This window comes from Bradyrhizobium sp. NDS-1 (assembly GCF_032918005.1).
GTDB lineage: Bacteria > Pseudomonadota > Alphaproteobacteria > Rhizobiales > Xanthobacteraceae > Bradyrhizobium > Bradyrhizobium tunisiense.
Window position 1 is genome coordinate 455,039 of sequence record NZ_CP136628.1, and the last position, 20,913, is coordinate 475,951.

Annotated in this window: 18 protein-coding genes; 13 read left to right on the forward strand and 5 right to left on the reverse strand. The window is 65.2% G+C overall.

The annotated features are described in order from the left end of the window. Window positions 1-126: 126 nt before the first annotated feature. Window positions 127-837 carry a Crp/Fnr family transcriptional regulator gene (locus RX330_RS02180; protein ID WP_317244040.1) on the reverse strand — a complete coding sequence of 237 codons (711 nt, stop codon included), beginning with the start codon at window positions 835-837 and terminating at the stop codon, window positions 127-129. A 500-nt stretch (window positions 838-1,337) separates the two neighbouring features. Here RX330_RS02180 and RX330_RS02185 point away from each other — a divergent pair, with 500 nt between their 5' ends. From RX330_RS02185 to RX330_RS02215, 7 genes are all read left to right on the forward strand, one after another. Beyond that, window positions 1,338-1,751 (forward strand): response regulator, encoded by a 414-nt coding sequence (locus RX330_RS02185; protein WP_410707574.1) that lies wholly within the window; start codon window positions 1,338-1,340, stop codon window positions 1,749-1,751. Between the two features lie 417 nt (window positions 1,752-2,168). Then, window positions 2,169-5,003, forward strand: coding sequence for a hybrid sensor histidine kinase/response regulator (locus tag RX330_RS02190; RefSeq protein ID WP_317241925.1), 2,835 nt, complete (start codon window positions 2,169-2,171; stop codon window positions 5,001-5,003). A gap of 27 nt (window positions 5,004-5,030) precedes the next feature. Then, window positions 5,031-5,507 (forward strand): chemotaxis protein CheW, encoded by a 477-nt coding sequence (locus RX330_RS02195; protein WP_212088930.1) that lies wholly within the window; start codon window positions 5,031-5,033, stop codon window positions 5,505-5,507. A 34-nt stretch (window positions 5,508-5,541) separates the two neighbouring features. Next, window positions 5,542-5,928, forward strand: coding sequence for a response regulator (locus RX330_RS02200; RefSeq protein WP_028143851.1), 387 nt, complete (start codon window positions 5,542-5,544; stop codon window positions 5,926-5,928). A gap of 60 nt (window positions 5,929-5,988) precedes the next feature. Further along, complete coding sequence (locus tag RX330_RS02205) at window positions 5,989-6,870, forward strand: CheR family methyltransferase (protein ID WP_212088932.1); 882 nt, start codon at window positions 5,989-5,991, stop codon at window positions 6,868-6,870. A gap of 2 nt (window positions 6,871-6,872) precedes the next feature. Further along, window positions 6,873-7,190, forward strand: a complete 318-nt coding sequence (locus RX330_RS02210; RefSeq protein ID WP_018321617.1) for a hypothetical protein — start codon at window positions 6,873-6,875, stop codon at window positions 7,188-7,190. A 137-nt stretch (window positions 7,191-7,327) separates the two neighbouring features. Further along, window positions 7,328-7,831, forward strand: coding sequence for a response regulator (locus RX330_RS02215; protein ID WP_212088934.1), 504 nt, complete (start codon window positions 7,328-7,330; stop codon window positions 7,829-7,831). On the opposite strand, the gene RX330_RS02220 is transcribed toward RX330_RS02215, so the two are convergent. Continuing rightward, the gene (locus tag RX330_RS02220) at window positions 7,828-8,151 is read right to left on the reverse strand and encodes a hypothetical protein (protein ID WP_317241926.1); all 324 of its coding nucleotides are present in this window, start codon (window positions 8,149-8,151) and stop codon (window positions 7,828-7,830) included. The two genes, RX330_RS02215 and RX330_RS02220, sit on opposite strands and share 4 nt — an antisense overlap. A gap of 183 nt (window positions 8,152-8,334) precedes the next feature. Between RX330_RS02220 and RX330_RS02225 the strand changes: the two genes are divergently transcribed. Then, on the forward strand, window positions 8,335-8,970 hold the full coding sequence (locus tag RX330_RS02225; RefSeq protein WP_026202588.1) for a response regulator transcription factor: 636 nt from the start codon (window positions 8,335-8,337) through the stop codon (window positions 8,968-8,970). Between the two features lie 162 nt (window positions 8,971-9,132). Here RX330_RS02225 and RX330_RS02230 read toward each other — a convergent pair whose 3' ends face one another. Both RX330_RS02230 and RX330_RS02235 read right to left on the reverse strand, forming a co-directional pair. Continuing rightward, window positions 9,133-12,726, reverse strand: a complete 3,594-nt coding sequence (locus tag RX330_RS02230) for a PAS domain S-box protein (protein WP_317241927.1) — start codon at window positions 12,724-12,726, stop codon at window positions 9,133-9,135. Beyond that, complete coding sequence (locus RX330_RS02235) at window positions 12,704-13,123, reverse strand: response regulator (protein WP_317241928.1); 420 nt, start codon at window positions 13,121-13,123, stop codon at window positions 12,704-12,706. The genes RX330_RS02230 and RX330_RS02235 overlap by 23 nt, the downstream gene beginning before the upstream one ends. 346 nt (window positions 13,124-13,469) lie before the next feature. Here RX330_RS02235 and RX330_RS02240 point away from each other — a divergent pair, with 346 nt between their 5' ends. Next, complete coding sequence (locus RX330_RS02240; RefSeq protein WP_317241929.1) at window positions 13,470-15,650, forward strand: methyl-accepting chemotaxis protein; 2,181 nt, start codon at window positions 13,470-13,472, stop codon at window positions 15,648-15,650. Here RX330_RS02240 and RX330_RS02245 read toward each other — a convergent pair whose 3' ends face one another. Then, window positions 15,651-16,367 (reverse strand): GntR family transcriptional regulator, encoded by a 717-nt coding sequence (locus RX330_RS02245; protein ID WP_317241930.1) that lies wholly within the window; start codon window positions 16,365-16,367, stop codon window positions 15,651-15,653. A gap of 94 nt (window positions 16,368-16,461) precedes the next feature. On the opposite strand from RX330_RS02245, the gene RX330_RS02250 reads away from it, so the two are divergent. From RX330_RS02250 to araD, 4 genes are read left to right on the forward strand one after another with little or no spacing between them, the layout of a single operon-like run. Continuing rightward, window positions 16,462-17,481, forward strand: coding sequence for an ABC transporter substrate-binding protein (locus RX330_RS02250; protein WP_317241931.1), 1,020 nt, complete (start codon window positions 16,462-16,464; stop codon window positions 17,479-17,481). Continuing rightward, window positions 17,481-18,242 carry an ABC transporter ATP-binding protein gene (locus RX330_RS02255; RefSeq protein ID WP_212088950.1) on the forward strand — a complete coding sequence of 254 codons (762 nt, stop codon included), beginning with the start codon at window positions 17,481-17,483 and terminating at the stop codon, window positions 18,240-18,242. The genes RX330_RS02250 and RX330_RS02255 overlap by 1 nt, the downstream gene beginning before the upstream one ends. Before the next feature lie 10 nt (window positions 18,243-18,252). Further along, window positions 18,253-19,110 (forward strand): ABC transporter permease, encoded by an 858-nt coding sequence (locus RX330_RS02260; RefSeq protein ID WP_212088952.1) that lies wholly within the window; start codon window positions 18,253-18,255, stop codon window positions 19,108-19,110. Continuing rightward, window positions 19,107-20,846, forward strand: coding sequence for an L-arabinonate dehydratase (gene araD / locus RX330_RS02265; protein WP_317241932.1), 1,740 nt, complete (start codon window positions 19,107-19,109; stop codon window positions 20,844-20,846). The genes RX330_RS02260 and araD overlap by 4 nt, the downstream gene beginning before the upstream one ends. Window positions 20,847-20,913 lie beyond the last annotated feature (67 nt).

The window sequence follows — 20,913 nt, forward strand, 5'->3', positions numbered from 1 at the left end:
AGTTCGATCATTCTCCCGTCGGGATATATTGGCAATTGGGACAAGTTGTCCGATCCGCCGCGTCGGACGATCGTCCCATTTGCATGTGTATACGTCGGCGTGCAGTCGGAGCGCGTGGAGTTCTCGTCACCGCGGGGGACCCATCAGGCGCATACGGTGGGCCTTCACTGCCGAATTGCAGACGCAGGAGGTCGCTTCCAGCGCCCGCAAGTCGACGATTTCGATCCGGCCGCGTCTGTAGTGAATGATGCCGGCCCGCTGAAGCTCATGTGCGACCAGCGAAATGGCGTTGCGCCGTACCCCCATCATCTGCGCCAGGGCTTCCTGCGTCAGCGGAACAATCTCGCTGTCCGACAGGTCGCGCGCACGCAACAACCAGCGCGCCAGCCGCGCCTCGACGGGATGCAGCGTGTTGCAGAGCAGGGACTGCTGGGCATGCGCGAGCAGGACCTGTTCATGGCGGACCATCAGGCTGCGAAACGGCGCGCTTGCGGCCGCGACGGCCCGGAAAGCCGCTATTTCCAGCGTTGCAGCAGTGCCGGGAAACAGCACGACAGCGTCCGCCGGCATGATGCCGTCGGCAAGCCCTGCGCCGCCGCCCACGACGCTGTCGCGACCCAGCATCGCAATCTCGATCATCTGTCCGTCGGACAGGCCGACCGTCATCGAAATGGAGCCGCCGTGAGGAAAGTAGACATACTTCAGCGCGGCGCCTGCCTCGCCCAAGACAGTCTCCCTGACCATTTCCACCGTCGTGAGATGTGGACGCAGCAGATCCAAATCTGCCGCATCGAGCATTTGCAGCAACTGATTGGGCAGGTGGCCGCTCGCGGTCATGCGGGTCAATCTGGCGCGTCTCGATATTCCGGTTGCGCCGCGCTCGTTCGTCACCCAGTCGCGCGGCGGGAAAAATGTATCGTAACGGTTGTGGAGATGTCCATATACCCGTTAGAGGGCAGACAGCCCAGGGCATTTGCGGCGGAAATAGGAGCGACGCGCTGATTCGCTCCGGAGCCTGCGCGCCTGTCCTGCAAGGGGCGCAGGAAAAGCGGCAAGGGGGCCCTTCATGAGCCGGAAGCACTGCATCCGTGCTGCGATCGGACGCCGGTCGCCGCGGGCATCCACTTGCATCGGACGAGTGCTCACAGTCATCCGACTTTGCTCCAGATCATGGCGCCACCTGGCCGCAGATGTCGCGTCCATGGTCTTCGTTTTCCCGGCGCCGCAAACGACATTGACGACCATTCATTTCTCGATCGAACCCAGAGGAGAAAGGCGTGCGCCACGGCCCCATGATTGAATTGCCAGAACGGGACGCTCAAATGGGACGAGACGGCCTGCACCATATTCTCGTTGTCGATGACGATCCGATGGTGTGCATGGCCATCGAGATCTATCTCCAGCGTAACAATCTTCGCGTCACGATCGCAGAGGGAGGTGAAGCCGGACTGCGGGCCCTCGAACACGAACAGTTCGATCTGATGATCATCGACATCTTCATGCCGCACATGCGCGGGTTCGAATCGATCCGGATTTTCCACGAGCGGGCGCCCGTCATTCCGTTGATCGCGATGTCCGGCTACGCCTTCGCCAATCTGAATTCGCCCGCACCCGACTTCCTCCGGATGGCGCTGGAGCTTGGGGCCGCACGCTGTCTGCGCAAGCCGTTCACGCCGCACGCGCTGCTCGCCGCCATCAACGATTGCCTGGCGGAGCACCGCGACATTGCGTCGGCCGCGCGACTGGGTTAGCGCCGCGCGCGCCGCGGCGGCCGCGGGGTAACTGTTCGTTTACCGAAAGCGCGAACTTCTGCGGATCTCGCCAGACGCGAAACGACGGCCGCGAGGGCGCCCCCGATTGCGGACGGCGTCGTTCAATCCTGCGCAGGCCGTGCCTATCGTCCTACAGGAGCAGGACTTTCGCGTGCATCCCGCCGCGCCGTTGTCGGCGCGTTTACCTGACGCCTCTCGCCGCCGCGGCGCGATGACGGTTTTGCCGAAAGGCCTCCCCGAATGCAGCCGAACGGCAAACTTCTCTTCAATATCCGTATTAGCACGGAGGATGAAATTAACGGGACCGTGAAAGGGGATGTCTAACGATCGAAAAGGGCTTCCGTCGATTCCAAGCGCGGCCCAGGCGTCGAAGTCCAGCTCAGTAAGGCGTAGCTCATGGATGATCTGTTGCGGGAGTTTCTGACGGAGACCAGCGAGAGCCTGGACACCGTGGACAATCAGCTGGTGAAGTTCGAGCAGGAGCCGAACAACGCCAAGATCCTGGATAACATCTTCCGCCTGGTCCACACCATCAAGGGCACCTGCGGCTTCCTCGGCCTGCCGCGGCTCGAAGCGCTGGCACATGCCGGCGAGACGCTGATGGGCAAATTCCGTGACGGCATGCCGGTGACCGGGCAGGCGGTGACGGTGATCCTGTCCTCGATCGACCGCATCAAGGAGATTCTGGCGGGCCTGGAGGCAACCGAATCCGAGCCCGAGGGGAACGACCGCGACCTGATCGACAAGCTGGAAGCGATGGTCGAGCAGGGCATGGCGGCGATGTCAGGCTCGGCGCAGCCGATGCCGGCGGCGTCGGCTTCGCCGATCGCGGCAGGAGCCGCTGCTCCCGTCACCGAGGCGCCGCCGCTGGTGCCGGAAGCTCCTGTTGCCGCCGCGCCTGCACCGGCAAAAGACATGACCACGGGTTCGCTGATCGACCAGACCCTGGAGCGTCCGCTCCGTCCGGGCGAGGTCTCGCTCGACGAGCTTGAGCGCGCCTTCCGCGAGACCGCGATCGAGGCGCCCGCGCCCGTTGCCAGGGTCGAGGCCGCTGCTGAAGCGCCGGCATCCATGGCCAAGGAAACGGCCAAGGAAGCTGCAAAGCCTGCCAAGGAGAAGGCCGCGCCGAAGAAATCGATGGCCGACGAGGGAGCCTCCGAAGGCGCCAGCATCGCCAACCAGTCGATCCGCGTCAACGTGGACACGCTGGAGCATCTGATGACCATGGTCTCCGAGCTGGTCCTGACCCGCAACCAGCTGCTGGAGATCTCCCGCCGCAACGAGGACACCGAGTTCAAGGTGCCGCTGCAGCGCCTGTCCAACGTCACCGCCGAGCTGCAGGAAGGCGTCATGAAGACGCGCATGCAGCCGATCGGCAATGCCTGGCAGAAGCTGCCCCGCATCGTCCGCGATCTGTCGAGCGAACTCGGCAAGCAGATCGAACTCGAGATGCACGGCGCCGACACCGAGCTCGACCGCCAGGTGCTCGACCTGATCAAGGACCCGCTCACCCACATGGTGCGCAACTCCGCCGATCATGGCCTGGAGACCCCCGCCGAGCGCCTCGCTTCCGGCAAGGGCGAGCAGGGCACCATCCGCCTGTCCGCCTATCACGAGGGCGGCCACATCATCATCTGCATCGCCGACAACGGCAGAGGCCTCAACACCGAGAAGATCAAGGCGAAGGCGATCTCCTCGGGTCTCGTCACCGAGGCCGAGCTCGAGAAGATGAGCGAAGCCCAGATCCACAAGTTCATCTTCGCGCCGGGCTTCTCGACCGCGGCCGCCATCACCTCGGTCTCCGGCCGCGGCGTCGGCATGGACGTGGTGCGCACCAACATCGACCAGATCGGCGGCACCATCGACATCAAGAGCGTGGCCGGCGAAGGATCCTCGGTCACCATCAAGATCCCGCTGACGCTCGCCATCGTCTCCGCCCTGATCGTGGAAGCCGCCGGCGATCGTTTTGCGATTCCCCAGCTCTCCGTGGTCGAGCTGGTGCGGGCCCGCGCCAACTCCGAGCACCGCATCGAGCGCATCAAGGACACCGCGGTGCTGCGCCTGCGCAACAAGCTGTTGCCGCTGATCCACCTGAAGAAGCTCCTCAAGATCGACGACGGCGCGGCCTCCGATCCCGAGAACGGCTTCATCGTGGTCACGCAAGTCGGCAGCCAGACCTTCGGCATCGTGGTCGATGGTGTCTTCCATACGGAAGAGATCGTCGTGAAGCCGATGTCCACAAAACTGCGTCACATCGACATGTTCTCCGGCAACACCATCCTGGGCGATGGCGCGGTCATCATGATCATCGACCCCAACGGCATTGCCAAGGCGCTCGGCGCCGCCGGCTCCTCCGCCCATGACATGGGCGACGAGAACGGCGCGCATCACATCGGCAGCGGCGAGCAGACCACCTCGCTCCTGGTGTTCCGCGCCGGCTCGTCGCAGCCCAAGGCGGTCCCGCTTGGCCTCGTCACGCGCCTCGAAGAGCTGCCCGCCGACAAGATCGAGTTCTCCAACGGCCGCTACATGGTGCAGTACCGCGAGCAGCTGATGCCGCTCATCGCCATGGAGGGCGTCACCATCGCCAGCCAGGGCGCCCAGCCGATCCTGGTGTTCGCCGACGATGGCCGCTCCATGGGCCTCGTCGTCGACGAGATCATCGACATCGTCGAGGAACGGCTCAACATCGAGGTCGGCGGCTCCTCCTCCGGCATTCTCGGCTCGGCCGTGATCAAGGGCCAGGCCACCGAGGTGATCGATGTCGGCCACTTCCTGCCGATGGCGTTCGCCGACTGGTTCACCCGCAAGGAGATGAAGCCGTCGCTGCACTCGCAGTCGGTGCTGCTGGTCGACGACAGCGCGTTCTTCCGCAACATGCTGGCCCCCGTCCTCAAGGCGGCCGGCTACCGCGTCCGCACCGCGCCGACCGCGCAGGAGGGCCTCGCCGCGCTCCGCGCCCAGAGCTTCGACGTGGTCCTGACCGACATCGAGATGCCCGACATGAACGGGTTCGAGTTTGCCGAGACCATCCGCTCCGACAACAATCTGGGCTCGATGCCGATCATCGGCCTCTCCGCGCTGGTGTCGCCGGCGGCGATCGAGCGCGGCCGTCAGGCCGGCTTCCACGACTATGTCGCCAAGTTCGACCGGCCCGGTCTGATCGCGGCGCTGAAGGAGCAGACCGCGGGCGCCGCCGGCGCCTCCGAGCTGAGCCGCGCGGCGGCGTAAGAGCAGGACAGGGATCAGGAGACACACATGACCAGCAAGAAGACCCAGTCCGCTGAAGGCGCCATGGTCGAATACGTCACCGCGATGATCGGCGGCCAGCTGTTCGGCCTGCCGATCTCGCGCGTCCAGGACGTGTTCATGCCCGAGCGCGTCACCCGCGTGCCCTTGTCCTCGCGCGAGATCGCAGGCGTCCTCAATCTGCGCGGCCGCATCGTCACCGTGGTCGACATGCGCGCCCGGCTCGGCCTGCCGCAGCCCGAGGACGGCAAGGTGCCGATGGCGGTCGGCGTCGATCTGCGCGGCGAATCCTACGGCCTGCTCATCGACCAGATCGGCGAGGTGCTGCGCCTGCCCGAGGCCGGCATGGAAGAGAACCCCGTCAACCTCGATCCCCGCATGGCCAAGCTCGCCGGCGGCGTCCACCGCCTCGACGGACAGCTCATGGTCGTCCTCGACGTCGATCGCGTCCTCGAGCTTGAAACCAAAGTGCAAATGGCCGCGTGAGCCAACGAAAAAACGTCGAAGCCGGAGAACCAAAATGAAGACATGTTTGGTGGTCGATGATTCCAGCGTCGTGCGCAAGATCGCGCGCCGGATCCTGGAAGGCCTGGAATTCCAAGTTACCGAGGCCGAGGACGGCTCGAAGGCGCTCGAAATCTGCCAGCGGCAGCTGCCCGATGCGGTGCTGCTCGACTGGAACATGCCGGTGATGGACGGCTTCGAGTTCATGGGTCACATGCGCCGCCTGCCCGGCGGCGACCAGCCCAAGGTCGTGTTCTGCACCACCGAGAACAACGTGGCTCATATCGCCCAGGCGCTCAGCGGCGGGGCCAACGAGTACATCATGAAGCCCTTCGACAAGGACATCATCGCCGACAAATTCGCAGAGGTTGGTTTGATCCCGGTCGGACAAGCCATGGTCTGAGTGTGTCTGGCCGAAGTGCTTTGGCCAGAGTGTTCCAGTACAGCTTCGAAGAGGCCATCCGTGACCCCGACCGAGTATGAGTATCTGCGCAAGTTCCTGAAGGACAATTCCGGGCTCGACCTGTCCGCAGACAAGCAATATCTGATCGAAAGCCGCCTGCTGCCGCTCGCCCGCAAGGCCGGCCTCTCCGGTATCGCCGAACTGGTGCAGAAGCTGCAAGGCGGCTCGCGTACGCTGATCACCGACGTGGTCGAAGCCATGACCACCAACGAGACCTTCTTCTTCCGCGACAAGGTCCCGTTCGATCATTTCCGCGACACCATCATGCCCGAAATCATCAAGGCGCGCGCGGCGCGTCGGAGTGTGCGCATCTGGTGCGCCGCGGGCTCGACCGGGCAGGAGCCCTATTCGCTGGCGATGAGCCTGAAGGAGATGGGGGCGGCGCTGACCGGCTGGCGCGTCGAGATCATCGCCACCGATCTGTCGCAGGAGGTGCTGGAGAAGGCCAAGGCCGGCATCTACAGCCAGTTCGAGGTGCAGCGCGGCCTGCCGATCCAGATGCTGATGAAATATTTCAAGCAGACCGGCGAGACCTGGCAGATCAATCCCGAGTTGCGGGCGATGATCCAGCATCGACAGCTCAACCTGCTGCATGATTTCGCTCAGCTCGGCACCTTCGACGTCATCTTCTGCCGAAACGTGCTGATCTATTTCGACCAGGACACCAAGATCAACATCTTCAACCGGCTGGCGCGCCAGATCGAGCCCGACGGCTTCCTGGTGCTGGGCGCGGCCGAAACCGTGGTCGGTCTGACCGATACGTTCCGCCCGATTCCGGAGCGGCGCGGCCTCTACAAACCGAACGATCCGCGTGCGGCGGCCGCCAAGCCGGCTCTCGCCGGCGCAGCAGCACCGCGCATGGCGGTCATGGCAGGACGCTAGACATGGCCGAGGATGGCAAGGGCACGGAGCGCGTGACTTTCAGTCGCGGCTATGACGTCTGCATCATGGCCATCGACGGCACCTGGCGCCGCGACTGCAAGCTCAATGCGATCTCCGACACCGACGCCATCCTGACGGTGGAAGGCTCGATCCAGGGCTTGAACCTGAAAGAGTTCTTTCTGCTGCTGTCGTCCACGGGCCTCGCCTATCGCCGCTGTGAGCTGGTCCGCGTCAACGGCGCCGAAATGGATATCCAGTTCCTGCGCGGCAAGAACAGGAAGAAGCGCGGCGCGGCCGGCGGCCGTGACGAAGCGGCCTGATCGGCGGGCCAGCGGCCGCGCCGTTGGCATGTTGCTTTAGATTTGCTGAAACATCCCAGCGAATTTGCCTTGGCCGCTTTACGTCGCTGAAGCGCGAACCGTGTATCCATTGACGGTCTCAATCTCAGGATACGGCAATGCCCAGAAGTTCTCTTTCCCCCGTCCCTTCAAACCTCCCCGACAGCACCGAGCGGCGTGCGCTTCAGCTCCTGGTGGTCGATGACGACGCCACGCAGCGCAGCCTGATCACGGTCGCCGCCAAGCAGGCCGGCCACGAAGTCACCGTGGCGCCGTCGGTGGCGGACGCGATCGAGAAGCTTCGTGGCGCCCGCTTCGATTGCGTGACGCTCGATCTCGTGCTGGAGGATGGCGACGGCATCGACGTGCTGCGCGAGATGGCGGCGGCGAAGTTCGGCGGCGCCGTGATCGTCATCAGCGGCATGGACGGCAAGCGCCGCAGCGCCGCCCGCAGCTTCGCCCGGTCCGTCGGGATCGAGCTCCAGAGCCTGCCGAAGCCGCTCGACCTCGCGGCCTTGCGCATCAGCCTCGCCAATCTCGGCAAGACAGCGATGGGTCTTCCGGCGATGCACACCTGGGGCGGTGTTGCCACCGATGCAATCGTGGAACGGCACCGCGCCTAGGCTGCGGAACTGCCATGCGATGGGAATGCGGCGGCTGGGCCGCGCCGGTCGCGCTCCATGCCGGGGCTGCCGAAGTCCGACAGACATCGCAGGGCCTGGCCGAGGTCCGCCCGGCAGGCGTTGAGGGCGGCGCTCGCCGTCGCATAGCGCGGCGTGACGTCGTCGAGCACGAAAAAGTCGGCGGAACCGGCCGGATCGCCTGCTTCCAACAAGCCGGTTTCCATCGTGGCTGCGTCGATCAGGCGCATGCTGCTCTCGATCCGAGTGATCAGAGCGCGAAGATCGGCGGCGATCAACTGACGGCTGTCGTTTTCAGGCATCGCGTCGAGCGGGGATGCGAGCGAAATTAGCATGGATATTCTCCGTACCCCGCAATTAGGCACCCTGCCGCTACTTGTGCGTTAAGTGCATGTCCCGTACAAATACGGGTGGGCCGAATCCGCGCCGAACGCCATAAACGGTTGGCGCGGACGCGAGTCCTTCATGCCAACCGGATGTGGCACATGGCCGAACAAAGCTCTCGCGGTGAAATCTTCGTGGTCGACGACGACCCTGCCGTTCGCGACACTCTGTCGATGGTGTTGAAGGCGGCGGGCTATGAGGTGATCTGTTTCGCGGACGGCGCAGCGCTGCTCTCCGTCGCCCGAAACCGCACACCGGCTGCGATCCTGCTCGACGTGAACATCCCCGGAAAGTCGGGCCTCGACATTCTGAAGGAGCTGCACGGCGAGGACTATCCGGCACCGATCTTCATGATCTCCGGACAGGGCGACATCGCGATGGCGGTGGGCGCGATCAAGAGCGGCGCGCTCGACTTCATCGAGAAGCCGTTCCGGGGCAGCGAGATCGTCGGCCGGCTCGACGAGGCGATCGGCGCCTATGCGCGCAGGCAGGCGGAGAACGCCTCGCCGAAATTCGGCTCGCTGCATTTCCCCGGACGCGAGCCGCTGACGCGCAGGGAGCGCGAGGTGCTCGAGCAGTTCGCCTCCGGTGCGTCCAACAAGGAGGCCGGCCGCACGCTCGGCATCAGCCCGCGCACCATCGAGGATCACCGCGCCAACATCATGAAGAAGCTCGGCGCGCGCAACGCCGCCGATCTGATCCGCATCGTCATGACCGCGGCGCAGCGCGCGTCGTAAGGCGACTGGCTCTCCTCTCGTGCCCCGGACGCAGCGTGTCACGCAGTGATGCGCTGCAGAGCCGGGGCCCAGCTTTCCAATCTCTCCGCCGACAGTTCTGGGTCCCGGCTCTGCGTCGCAGCGCTTGCGGCGCTGCGCCTTGTCCGGGACACGAGAGCGCAATCACGCGCTCAGCGCTTTGCGGATGATCCGCGCGAGATCCGACTTGCGATAGGGCTTCGCCAGCAGCATCACGCCGGAATCCAGCCGGCCGTGATGGATGATCGCGTTCTCGGTATAGCCTGATGTGTAGACCACCCTGAGATCGGGGCGCGTCTTCAGGAGCTCGTCGGCGAGCTGCCGTCCGTTCATCTTGCCGGGCATGATGACGTCGGTGAACAGAAGGTCGAACGGCTTTCCTGCCGCGACGATCGCGAGCGCCTCCGCGGCGTTGGCGGCCTGCAGGGTGACGTAACCCAGTGAATGCAGCTGCGCCAGCACATAGTCGCGCACCAGCCTGTCATCCTCGACCACCAGGATCGTCTCGTGTCCGCCTTCGATCGTCGCCGGCGTCACGCCTTCACCGGCCGCCGTCGGCGTCTTGCCGGGCGGCAGGTACATCTTGATCGTGGTGCCGTGGCCTTCCTCGCTGTAGATCTTGATGTGTCCGGCGGACTGCTTGATGAAGCCGTAGACCATCGAGAGCCCCAGACCGGTGCCCTTGCCCGGTCCCTTCGAGGTGAAGAAGGGGTCGAACACCCTGGGCAGCATGTTTGCGGGAATTCCGGTACCCGTGTCGCTCACGGCAATCAGTACGTAATGGCCGGGCCGGACGTCGTTGACGCTGGCATAGACCTCGTCGAGATAGGCGGCGCCGGTTTCCACGATCAGCTTGCCGCCATCGGGCATGGCGTCGCGGGCGTTGAGCGCGAGGTTGAGGATCGCGGTGGTGAGCTGGTTGGGGTCGACGATCGCGACGCAAATCTCGTCCTCGAACACCGAATCGATCTGGATCTGCTCGCCCAGCGTCGGCCGCAGGAGTTTCGCGGTGTCGACGACCAGCGTGTTGATATCGACCTCGCGCGGCTGGAGCGGCTGCTTGCGCGCGAAAGCGAGCAAATGCTGGGTCAGGTCGGCGCCGCGCGCGGCGGCCTCGTCGATCATCTTGGTGATGGCCGCAAGCTGCGGCTCCTGCTCGACCGCCTCCGCGAGGATCTCGATCGTCCCGGTGATGACGGTGAGGATGTTGTTGAAATCGTGCGCCACGCCGCCGGTGAGCTGGCCGACCGCCTCCATCTTCTCGGCATGGCGGATGCGCTCCTCGGCGGCGATCTTGTCGGTGAGATCGCGGTAGAAGACGTTGAACAGCACGCCTTCGCGGCGCTTCAGCGCGGTGACGCTCAGCTCGGCCTTGAATTCCTTGCCGTCGCGGCGGCGGCACATCAGCTCGCGGCGGCGCTTCAGTGATCTGCCGTCCTCGTTCTCCAGGAACTGCTTCAGGCCCGCCCTGACCCTCTCGCGTTCGCTCTCGGCGACGATGAGGTCGATCGTGCTCTTGCCCAGCACCTCGTCGCGGTGCCAGCCGAAGAGCTGTTCGGCCTGCGAGTTCCAGTTCAGGATGCTGCTGGTCTCGTCGGTCTGGATGAAGGCGTCGAGCGAGGTCTCGACGATGTTGCGGGCGAGCCGCTCGCTCTCGCGCAGCGATTCCTGCGCGAGCCGCGCCTCCGTCATGTCGCGCCCGACGAAGAAGAAGCGATGCGCCTGCTCGGACCAGCTGCCCATCCACGACAGCCAGACCGCGTGCCCGTCCTTGTGGAAGCAGCGCGTGTCGCCGACCTTGACGCGCTCGCCGCGGCGCAGTCCGCGCATGTCCTCGCGGGACTGCTCCAGATGTTCGTGATGAATGAAGTCGGCGCCGCTGCGGCCAATCATCTCGTCCGGCCGGTAGCCGAGAATGGTCTCGCTGCTCGGGCTGATCTGCGCGACATGGCCCCGCGCATCCATGATCATGATGAGATCCTGCGAGGTGTCGAAGATCTGCCGGCGCTCTTCGAGCTGATGCTGGAGCTGCCGCTCGGCCCGCCGTGCCTCGGTGAGGCTGTGCGCGGTACCGGAGACGCCGACGATCTCGCCCGAAGACCCCCTGATCGGCGACAGGCTGAGCGAAATCTCGACCGGCGTGCCGTCCTTGCGCAGGCGCACCGTCTCGAATCGTTCGATCGGCTCTCCCCGCGCGATCCGTGCCAGATAGTCCTTGCCATGGTCGCGGCGGTCGGGCGGGACGATGATCGAGGTGGGTTTCCCGATCGCTTCGTTCGCCGAATAGCCATAGAGGCGTTCGGCCGCAGGATTCCAGCCCGTGATGATGGCGTCGAGCGATTGCATCACGATCGCGTCGTCGGATGATTCGACGGCGGCGCTGAACAAATGCTCGCGCGCCGCATGATGGCTTCGCGCGGCCTCGGTGCGGCGATGCTCCTCGATTTCGCGTTCGAGCGCGGCCGTTTTCGCCCGGGTCTCTTCGACCATCCGGGCGAAAGCCCGCGCCAGCACGCCCGTTTCGCCGCCGGCATCGACGGGAATGTCCGCCGGTTTTCCGCGGCCGATCGCCTCGACGGCCGCGGTCAGGCGGCCGATCGGGCGCGTCAACGAGCGCGCGAGCAGCACCGCGAGCGAAGCCGCGGCGAGGACGGCAAGCACGCCGACCAGCAAGGACGTCTTTTGAATGGCGGCCGGCACTCTGCCGAAGACGGACGGGGGAACGGTCACGATGATCGCGATCCATTCCTTGCTTGCCAGCAGTGCCGGCGCGATCGCCACGCCGCTCGGCCCGCCCGATCCGTCGGTCATCAGCCGCGTGGACACGTCCGAGGTGCCGACCAGGGCTGAGAAGAATGGAAAATCATCGCGCCAGTTGGTGGGGTTGCCCCGCAGTGAACCGAATTCGCGCGCGCGATCGGGATGAACGAGATAGTCGCCGCGCGAATTCACGACGTAAATCTCCCCGCCCGAGTTCGCCGTCGCGCGGACGTGGTCGAGCGCCGGACGCATGTCGATATTGGCGATGATGATACCGAACGGCTTGCCATCCGGCGTGAACAGTGGCGTCGCGACCCGCAGCGTCGGACCGTGCGAGGCCGTGGTGCCGCCCTGGCGGGTCGCGAGATCGACGGGCGAGACGTAAATCTCGCCCGGCGCCAGCCCTATCGTGTCCTGAAAGTAGGTTCGTTCGCCCTTGCGCTCCAGTTCGCTGTCGGGGACGATCCGTGCCGTTCCGTTCGGGCCGGAGCGGTCGACGCGGACCAGCTCGCGCTGGTCGTCGTCGAGGCCGATGATCCGGAACTGCCCGTAGATGGGCTTGGCCTCGATCTCGGCCGCGAGCCGCGTGGCGATGCGCTCGCGCCAGGTTTGCTCAGAGACGCCGTCTGAAGGGTCGATTCCTCCGCCGAGGTGAGCGCGGATCAGGCCATTGATGGCCGCGGCGGAGCGATAGCCGATCAGATCGCCGCGAGCTCCGGCAACATAGGATTCCAGATTGGTCGCGAGCAGGCGTGACTGGGCTTCGACCCGCTCCAGCACGCGCGGAATGACCGCCTCCGTGGTGTTGCGAAAGCCCAGCCAGCCGACCGCGGCCACGGTGACCGCCACCAGCAAGATCATTGCGATGGCCAGCCGCGTGGCGAGCGTCATGCGGATCCTCGCAGGACTTCCCGGGCGATCACGGCCGATCAGGCCTGAAGCGGAGGCGCCCTCGTTATCGGTGGCCGGAGCTGACATCGGACCCCTCCGGCTCGCCCGCCTTCAGGCAGCCGTCGACCGCGGCGAGCAGTGCTCCGGGTCTGAACGGCTTTTGCAGGCTTGCCACGGCGCCCAGCTTGGTCGCCATCTTCAGGAAGTCCGGCTCTGCATAGGCGTCCGGCGTGATCGAGCGGCCGGAAATGACGATGATCGGAATGGCCGGAACCAGCGCCCGGATGTGCCGCATCGTCTCCAGCCCGTCCATGCCAGGCATGAAGATGTCGAGAAACAGCAGGTCGAACCGGCCCGCCTCGAACAGCGCAAGTCCCTTGCGGCCATCGCCGGCGACGGTGACGTGATGACCGGCCCTCTCCAGGAGCAGCCGGATCGTGAGTTGAACGGCCGGGTCGTCATCCACGATCAGGATGTTGGCCACGTCTGAATTCCTCCGGGCCGGATGGGAGATTCCCTGCGACCCAAATCAAACCATCAAAGATGAAATTGTTGCTCGGATTCCGCTCAGCCTGCAAGCACTTCGCGAATGGCGTGCGGCGGTCCGGCCCGGGCCTCGGCATGGTGCCGTCATTATGCATGGTTCCGTGCACATGAGGCTGAACTATTTTTCTCGCCGTAGTTGCACGGATGCCGAACTTCACCGCAGGTTAAACGGCGGCGGACAGAATCGGAACCAGTTTCAGAAGGCAATTGTCACGGATCGCATTGGCCCCGTCCGGGGTACCCGGCGAGCCCCGCCGGTCAGACGAATTCAGTACGAGAGACCCATGTTCAAATCGATGGCGAGCACCGGAATTCGCACCCGGCTGCTCGGCGGTTTCGCGCTCATCTGCCTCCTGCTCGCGGCAACCGTGATCTACACCGTCACCGCGGTCTCGGACATCACCTCGCGCATCAGGACCGTTACAGACCAGCGGGCGCCGGTCGCGATTGCAAGCACCGAGCTCGTCGGCAATCTCTATTCCACGCTCTCGACGCTGCGCGGCTACCTCTTGACCGGCGACGCGCAGGGCAAGCGCGACCGCGCCGCGGTCTGGGCCGAGCTCGATCGCACCGTGGCTGCGGTCGACCGCATGGCGGAAGGATTCTCCAGCCCGGAAAACAAGGCCAATTGGCGCGAGGCGAGGGCACTGATTGCGGAATTCCGCCAGGCCCAGGACAAGGCCGAGCTGGCCGCCTTCACCCCGTCGGCCTATCCGGCGAGCGAGCTCTTGACGAAAGAGGCCGCGCCGCTGATCGCGACGATGTTCGCCGAAATCACCGCGATGATCGACGAGGAGCAGACGCTCGAGGCGACGCCGCAGCGCAAGCACCTGCTCAAGACCTTCGCCGACGTCCGCGGCAACCTTGCCGCAGCGGGATCGCAACTGCGGCTCTACGTGGCCTCCGGCGAAGCCGCCGACCGTGACAAATTCGAGAAGCCGCTCGCGACTTTCAAGGCCGCGCTCGCCGCCGTGGGCACGCAGGAAGCGCTGCTGACGTCCACCCAGAGAACCGCCTATCAGGCCATCGCCAAGGCAAATGGAACCTTCGCGGCGTCGCCGGGCAAGATCTTCGCGATCCGCCAGACGCCGCAATGGAACATGCCTGTCTTCATCCTGTCCACCGAGGCGGCGCCCCGTGCGGCTCGAATCCTCGACCTGCTCGACGGCCGGAAGGACGCGGAGGGCAAGCGTGCCGGCGGCCTCAAGAGCGACCAGCAGTCGAAGCTCGCCGAGGACGCCCGCCGCATGGCCGTCGAGGCCGAGAGGCTGCTGCAGCTGCAATGGATCCTGCTCGCCGCGGGGCTCGTGCTCGGCACCGCGATTGCGATCCTGGTCGCGCGATCCATCACGTGTCCGATCGTCGAGCTGGTGAACGATTCCGCGCTGCTGTCCGGGGGCGACACCAGTGTCGCATTCAGGACGGCGGAACGGGGTGACGAGATCGGAACCGTCTCGAAGGCGGTGGCGAAATTCCGTGACAATGTGATCGCTCAGCAGCAGGCCGCTGCGGGCCTTGCGCGCGAAGCGGAGGTGCGCGAGGCGTCCAATCGCAACATGGAGAGCGCCGTCGAGGAGTTTCGCGTAACCTCGCGCGACCTGCTCACGCTGGTCGGCGAGAATGCGGGCACCATGCGGCAGACCGCGGAGAGTCTGGGCGGCATCGCGCATCATGCGACGAACCAGGCCGCGTCCGCAGCAGCCGCCTCCGAGCAGACCGCGGTCAATGTCCAGACTGTCGCTGCCGCGGCGGAGCAGCTTGCGAGCTCCATCGTCGAGATTGGCCGGCAGATCGAATTGTCGAACAAGACGGTGCGATCGGCGGGCGAGGTGACCGCGCGCTCTGAGGCCGAGATCGAAGGCCTCGCGCACGCCGCCCAGAGCATCAGCTCGGTGGTCGATCTGATCCAGGCGATCGCGGCCCAGACCAACCTGTTGGCGCTCAACGCCACCATCGAGGCCGCCCGCGCCGGCGAGGCCGGCCGCGGCTTTGCGGTGGTGGCCTCGGAGGTCAAGGCGCTGGCCGACCAGACCCGCAACGCGACGCAGGACATCGCCCGGCACATCACCGCGATCCAGAACTCGACCGGTAGCGCCGTCGCTTCCGTCAAGGAGGTCGCGACCGCCATGCGCGGGATCGACGAGGTGACCGCGGCGATTGCCAGCGCCGTCGAGCAGCAGGGCGCGGCGACGCGGGAGATTTCGCAGAACGTCCAGATGGCGGCCTCGGGAACACAGACGCTCGCCACCAGCATCGGCACCGTCTCCGGCGCAATCGCGGAAACCAACCGTTCGGCCGACGACGTGAGGGGGGCGGCGAACCAGGTTTCGGGAGCGGCCGAGCGCCTCGCCGCCGAGGTCCAGGCCTTCTTCGTCAAGCTGCGCAGCGGTCCGATGGACCGCCGCAAGGGCGGCGTTCCCGACTATCGCGGGCCGGAGCGGCGAAGCTGCCGGAACGCTGCCTAGCTAATCTGTCAGGTACTCGGGATAGTTGCTTCGGATATTGTCCAGCTCGCTCAGCGTTCCCGACAGATGCTTGCGCAGATGCTGTTGCGCGGCCTCGGGGTCTTTGGCCTCGATCGCACGCGTGATCAGCTTGTGGTGGCGCACGATGTTCTGGGCCTTGCCGGGCGAGGGCAGGTGCAGCCGTCGCAAGCGATCGCTGTGTCCGCTCCGGCTGCGCACCAGCGCCCACAGATCCTGCTTGCCTGCGGCTATGTAGAGCTGGGCGTGAAAATCGTTGTCGCCGGCCATGAAAGCCTCGAAGTCACCGGCCCTGGCAAATTGCTGTTGCAATGCGATGGCGCGATCCAGGCGCACGATCAGAGACGTGTCGGCACCGGTTGCGAGCAGGCGGACGATCTCCAGCTCCAGCGCCTGACGCAGGAAATGCGCCTGTTGGGCGCGATCGACGTCGATCCGGCTGACCACGGTCGCATGCTGCGGAAACACGTCGACCAGCCCTTCTTCCTCGAGCCGCATCAGCGCATCGCGCACCGGTGTCGAGCTGACGCCGAACTGGCCGGCAAGCTCGGCGCGTGACAGTGGGGCGCCGGGCGGCAGCTCCAGGGCAACGATTGCATTGCGCAGCCGCTCGAACACCTGCGGCGCGGCCTGACGGCCGCGATCGAGCCGGGCGGCCTGTCGTGGTGCCGCGCGCGGCGCGGGGTGGGGCGATTCCATCGCGGGTCCTGCGGGCTTGCCTTTGATGCACTAATATATTAGTGCATCACCAGCGTCAACGCAGCTCGACGATGACCGGAGGAAACCCACAGCCATGATCAACCATCTTCGCAGCAGGCTTGCGGCGGGCATCCTGATCGCAGCAACCGCCCTGTCGGCATCCGCCGCACACGCTCAGCAGAAATCCGAGATCGCGCTGTCGCGACAGCCCGGCATTTTCTACATGCCGAGCCACATCATGGAGAAGCTGAAGCTGATCGAGAAGCACGCAGCTTCCCTCGGCGTCCCAGACGTCACCACCAAATGGATCACCTTCTCCGGCGGCGGGGCGCAGACCGATGCCCTGCTCGCGGGCGGCGTCGACATCCTCAACACCGGCACCGGCAACCTCCTGCTGCTGTGGGACCGCACCCGCGGCGGGGTGAAGGGCATCGTTGCGACCTCGGCGCAGCCGATGACGCTGATCAGCCGCGACGCCAACATCAAGTCGATCAGGGATTTCGGCCCCTCCGACAAGATCGCGGTGCCGACCGTGAAGGTCTCGACCCAGGCGATCGTGCTCCAGATCGCGGCTGCCGAGGCGTTCGGCGCCGACCAATGGTCGAAGCTCGATGCCAACACCGTTCAGCTCGGGCACCCGGATGCCTATGCCGCGCTGTCCAACCCCAAGCACGAGGTGCACAACCACTTCGCGATCCCGCCCTTCAGCTTCCTGGAGCTGAAGAACGTGCCGGGCGCGCATATCGTGCTGTCATCCCCGGACGTGATGGGCGGGCCGCTCAGCCAGGCCCAGTTCTTCACCACGACCAAATTTGCCGACGCCAATCCGAAGATCGTCCAGGCCGTGCGCGACGCCACCAAGGAAGCGCAGGACCTGATCCGCCGCGACACCAGGCAGGCGGTCGAGATCTACAAGGAGATCACCGGCGACAAGACCTCCGTGGAAGAGTTGCTCGAACTCCTGAAGGAGCCCGGCATGATGGAGTGGAATCTCGAGCCGCAGGGCACGATGAAGTTCGCCGCCCATCTCTTCAAGACCGGCACCCTGAAGACCCAGCCCAAGGCGTGGACGGAATATTATCTCCCCGTCGCGCACGACCTGAAGGGCAACTGATGGCGCTGCTCGACGTCAGCGGCGTGACGCTGCGCTACAAGACCTCCAGCGCCGTCGTCACCGCCACGGAGAGGGTGAGCTTTACGGTCGACAGGTCCGACCGCTTCGTGCTGCTCGGCCCCTCCGGCTGCGGCAAGTCCACGCTGCTCAAGGCCGTCGGCGGTTATATGAGCCCGAGCGAAGGCCGCATGACCATCAACGATCGCGAGATCCACGGTCCCGGCGCCGATCGCATGATGATCTTCCAGGAGTTCGACCAGCTCCTGCCCTGGAAGAGCGTGCTCGCCAACGTGATGTTCCCGCTGCTCACCGCGCGAAAGCTCTCGCGCAAGGACGCGGAAGCGAAGGCGCGGGCCTATATCGAGAAGGTCGGGCTCACCCGTGTGGTCGACGCCTATCCGCACACGCTGTCGGGCGGCATGAAGCAGCGCGTTGCGATCGCACGCGGCATGGCGATGGAGCCTGACATCCTCTTGATGGACGAGCCGTTCGCCGCGCTCGACGCGCTGACGCGACGAACCTGCCAGGACGAGCTGCTCCAGCTCTGGAGCGAGACCAAATTCACGGTGTTGTTCGTGACCCATTCGATCGCGGAAGCGATCCGCATCGGCAACCGCATTCTGCTGCTGTCGCCGCACCCCGGCCGCGTCAAGGCCGAGGTGGTCGGCGTCGACAAGGTCGGAAGCGAAGACGGCAGCGCCGGCCGGCTCGAGAAGGAGATCCACGATCTGCTGTTCGCACAAGAAGCGACCGCGCATTGAGGAGCCTCTGATGGGCGAAGCCAAGATATTGCTGCGGGCCGAGCCGGCCGCTGCCGGTGCGGGCGAGGTCGAGCGCAAGCTGAGCGTGCCTGAATTGCTCTGGAACGACGGCTTCGTCCGCAAGTCCGTCATCATTCTGTTCCTGGCTGCGGTCTGGGAGGCGTACGGCGTCGTCCTCGACAATCCGCTGCTGTTCCCGACGCTGCACGATACGGCGATCACGCTGTTCGATCGCGTCAAGGACGGCACCATCCCGATGCGCGCCTGGGCGTCGCTGAAAGTGTTGTTCATGGGCTATTCGGCCGGCATCGTGCTGGCCGCGATCTTCACCATTCTCGCCATCTCCACCCGCATCGGCACCGATTTCCTCGAGACGGTGACGGCGATGTTCAACCCGCTGCCGGCGATCGCGCTGTTGCCGCTGGCGCTGATCTGGTTCGGCCTCGGCAACGGCAGTCTCGTTTTCGTGCTGATCCATTCGGTGTTGTGGCCGGTGGCGCTCAACACCCATTCCGGCTTCAAGAGCGTCTCCAACACGCTGCGCATGGTCGGGCGCAATTACGGCCTGCGCGGCTTGCCCTATGTCGCCAAGATCCTCATCCCGGCCGCCTTCGGATCGATCCTGACGGGGCTGAAAATCGGCTGGGCCTTTGCCTGGCGTACGCTGATCGCGGCCGAGCTGGTGTTCGGCGTGTCCTCGGGTCAGGGTGGACTCGGCTGGTTCATTTTCGAGAACCGCAACCTGCTCGACATACCTGCGGTCTTCGCAGGCCTCTTGACGGTGATCATCATCGGGCTCTTTGTCGAGAACCTGATCTTCCGCGCCATCGAGCGGAACACCGTGCAGAAATGGGGCACCCAATCATGACCAAGAAGAAAGTAACGCCCGACCAGCTCCGCAGCGCGCGCTGGTTCGCGCCCGACGATCTGCGTTCGTTCGGCCATCGTTCCCGCACCATGCAGATGGGCTACGCGCCGGAGGAGTGGAAGGACCGTCCGATCATTGCGATCCTCAACACCTGGTCGGATGCGCAGCCCTGCCACATGCATTTCAAGTCACGTGTGGACGACGTCAAGCGCGGCATCCTGATGGCCGGCGGCCTGCCGATCGAGCTGCCGGCGCTGTCACTGTCGGAATCGCTGCTCAAGCCGACGACGATGCTCTACCGCAATCTGCTGGCGATGGATGCCGAGGAGCTCTTGCGCAGCCATCCCGTCGACGGCGTGGTGCTGATGGGCGGCTGCGACAAGACCACGCCGGCGCTGCTGCTGGGCGCGACCTCGATGAACATCCCGGCGATCTATCTGCCGGCAGGCCCCATGCTGCGCGGCAACTGGAAGGGCAAGACGCTCGGCTCGGGCTCGGACGGCTGGAAATACTGGGACGAGCGCCGCGCCGGCAAAATCTCCGACAAGGACTGGCTCGACATCGAAGCCGGCATCGCCCGCAGCTACGGCACCTGCATGACCATGGGCACCGCCTCGACCATGACTGCGATCGCGGAAGCGATCGGCATGACACTGCCCGGCGCCTCCTCGATTCCCGCCGCCGACGCCAACCACATCCGCATGGCCAGCGAATGCGGCCGCCGCATCGTGGAGATGGTTTGGGAGGATCTGACGCCGACGACGATCCAGACCCGGAAGGCCTTCGAGAACGCCATTGCGGTCGCGATGGCGATGGGCTGCTCGACCAACGCGATCATCCATTTGATCGCGCAGGCCCGCCGCGCCGGCCAGGACATCGGGCTCGACGATTTCGAGATCGCGAGCCGCAAGGTGCCCGTGATCGCCAACGTGCGGCCGAGCGGCGATGCCTATCTGATGGAGGATTTCTTCTATGCCGGCGGCCTGCCGGCGCTGATGGGCCAGATCAAGCCGCATCTGCATCTCGACTGCATCACGGTGACCGGCAAGACACTGGGCGAGAACATCGAGGGTGCGGAGGTCCACAATGCCGACGTCATTCGCGGCATCGACAACCCCATCTACAAGGAAGGCGCGCTCGCCGTGCTCAAGGGCAACCTCGCGCCCGACGGCTGCGTCATCAAGCCGAGCGCTTGCGCGCCGCGCTTCCTCAAGCACACCGGTCCCGCGCTGGTGTTCGACGATTATCCGTCGATGAAGAAGGCGGTCGACGATCCCGATCTCGACGTCACCGAGGACCACATCCTCATCTTGCGCAATGCCGGGCCGCAAGGCGGGCCGGGCATGCCGGAATGGGGCATGCTGCCGATCCCGACCAAGCTCGTGAAGCAGGGCGTGCGCGACATGGTGCGCATCTCGGACGCGCGCATGAGCGGCACCAGCTATGGCGCCTGCATCCTGCACGTCTCGCCGGAATCCTACATCGGCGGCCCGTTGGCGCTGGTGCAGAACGGCGACCGCATCACGCTCGACGTCGAAGCGCGCACCATCAATCTCGACGTGAGCGAGGCCGAGCTCGCCAAGCGTCGCGCCGCCTGGAAGCAGCCCGAGCGCCGCTTCGAGCGCGGCTACGGCTGGATGTTCACCAAGCACATCAAGCAGGCCAATGACGGCTGCGACTTCGACTTCCTCGAGACCGATTTCGGCGCGCCGATCGGCGAGCCGTCGATTTACTGATGACCCCGTCATTCCGGGGCATCGCGAAGCGATGAGCCCGGAATCCATCGTGCAGCAGAACGTGCGG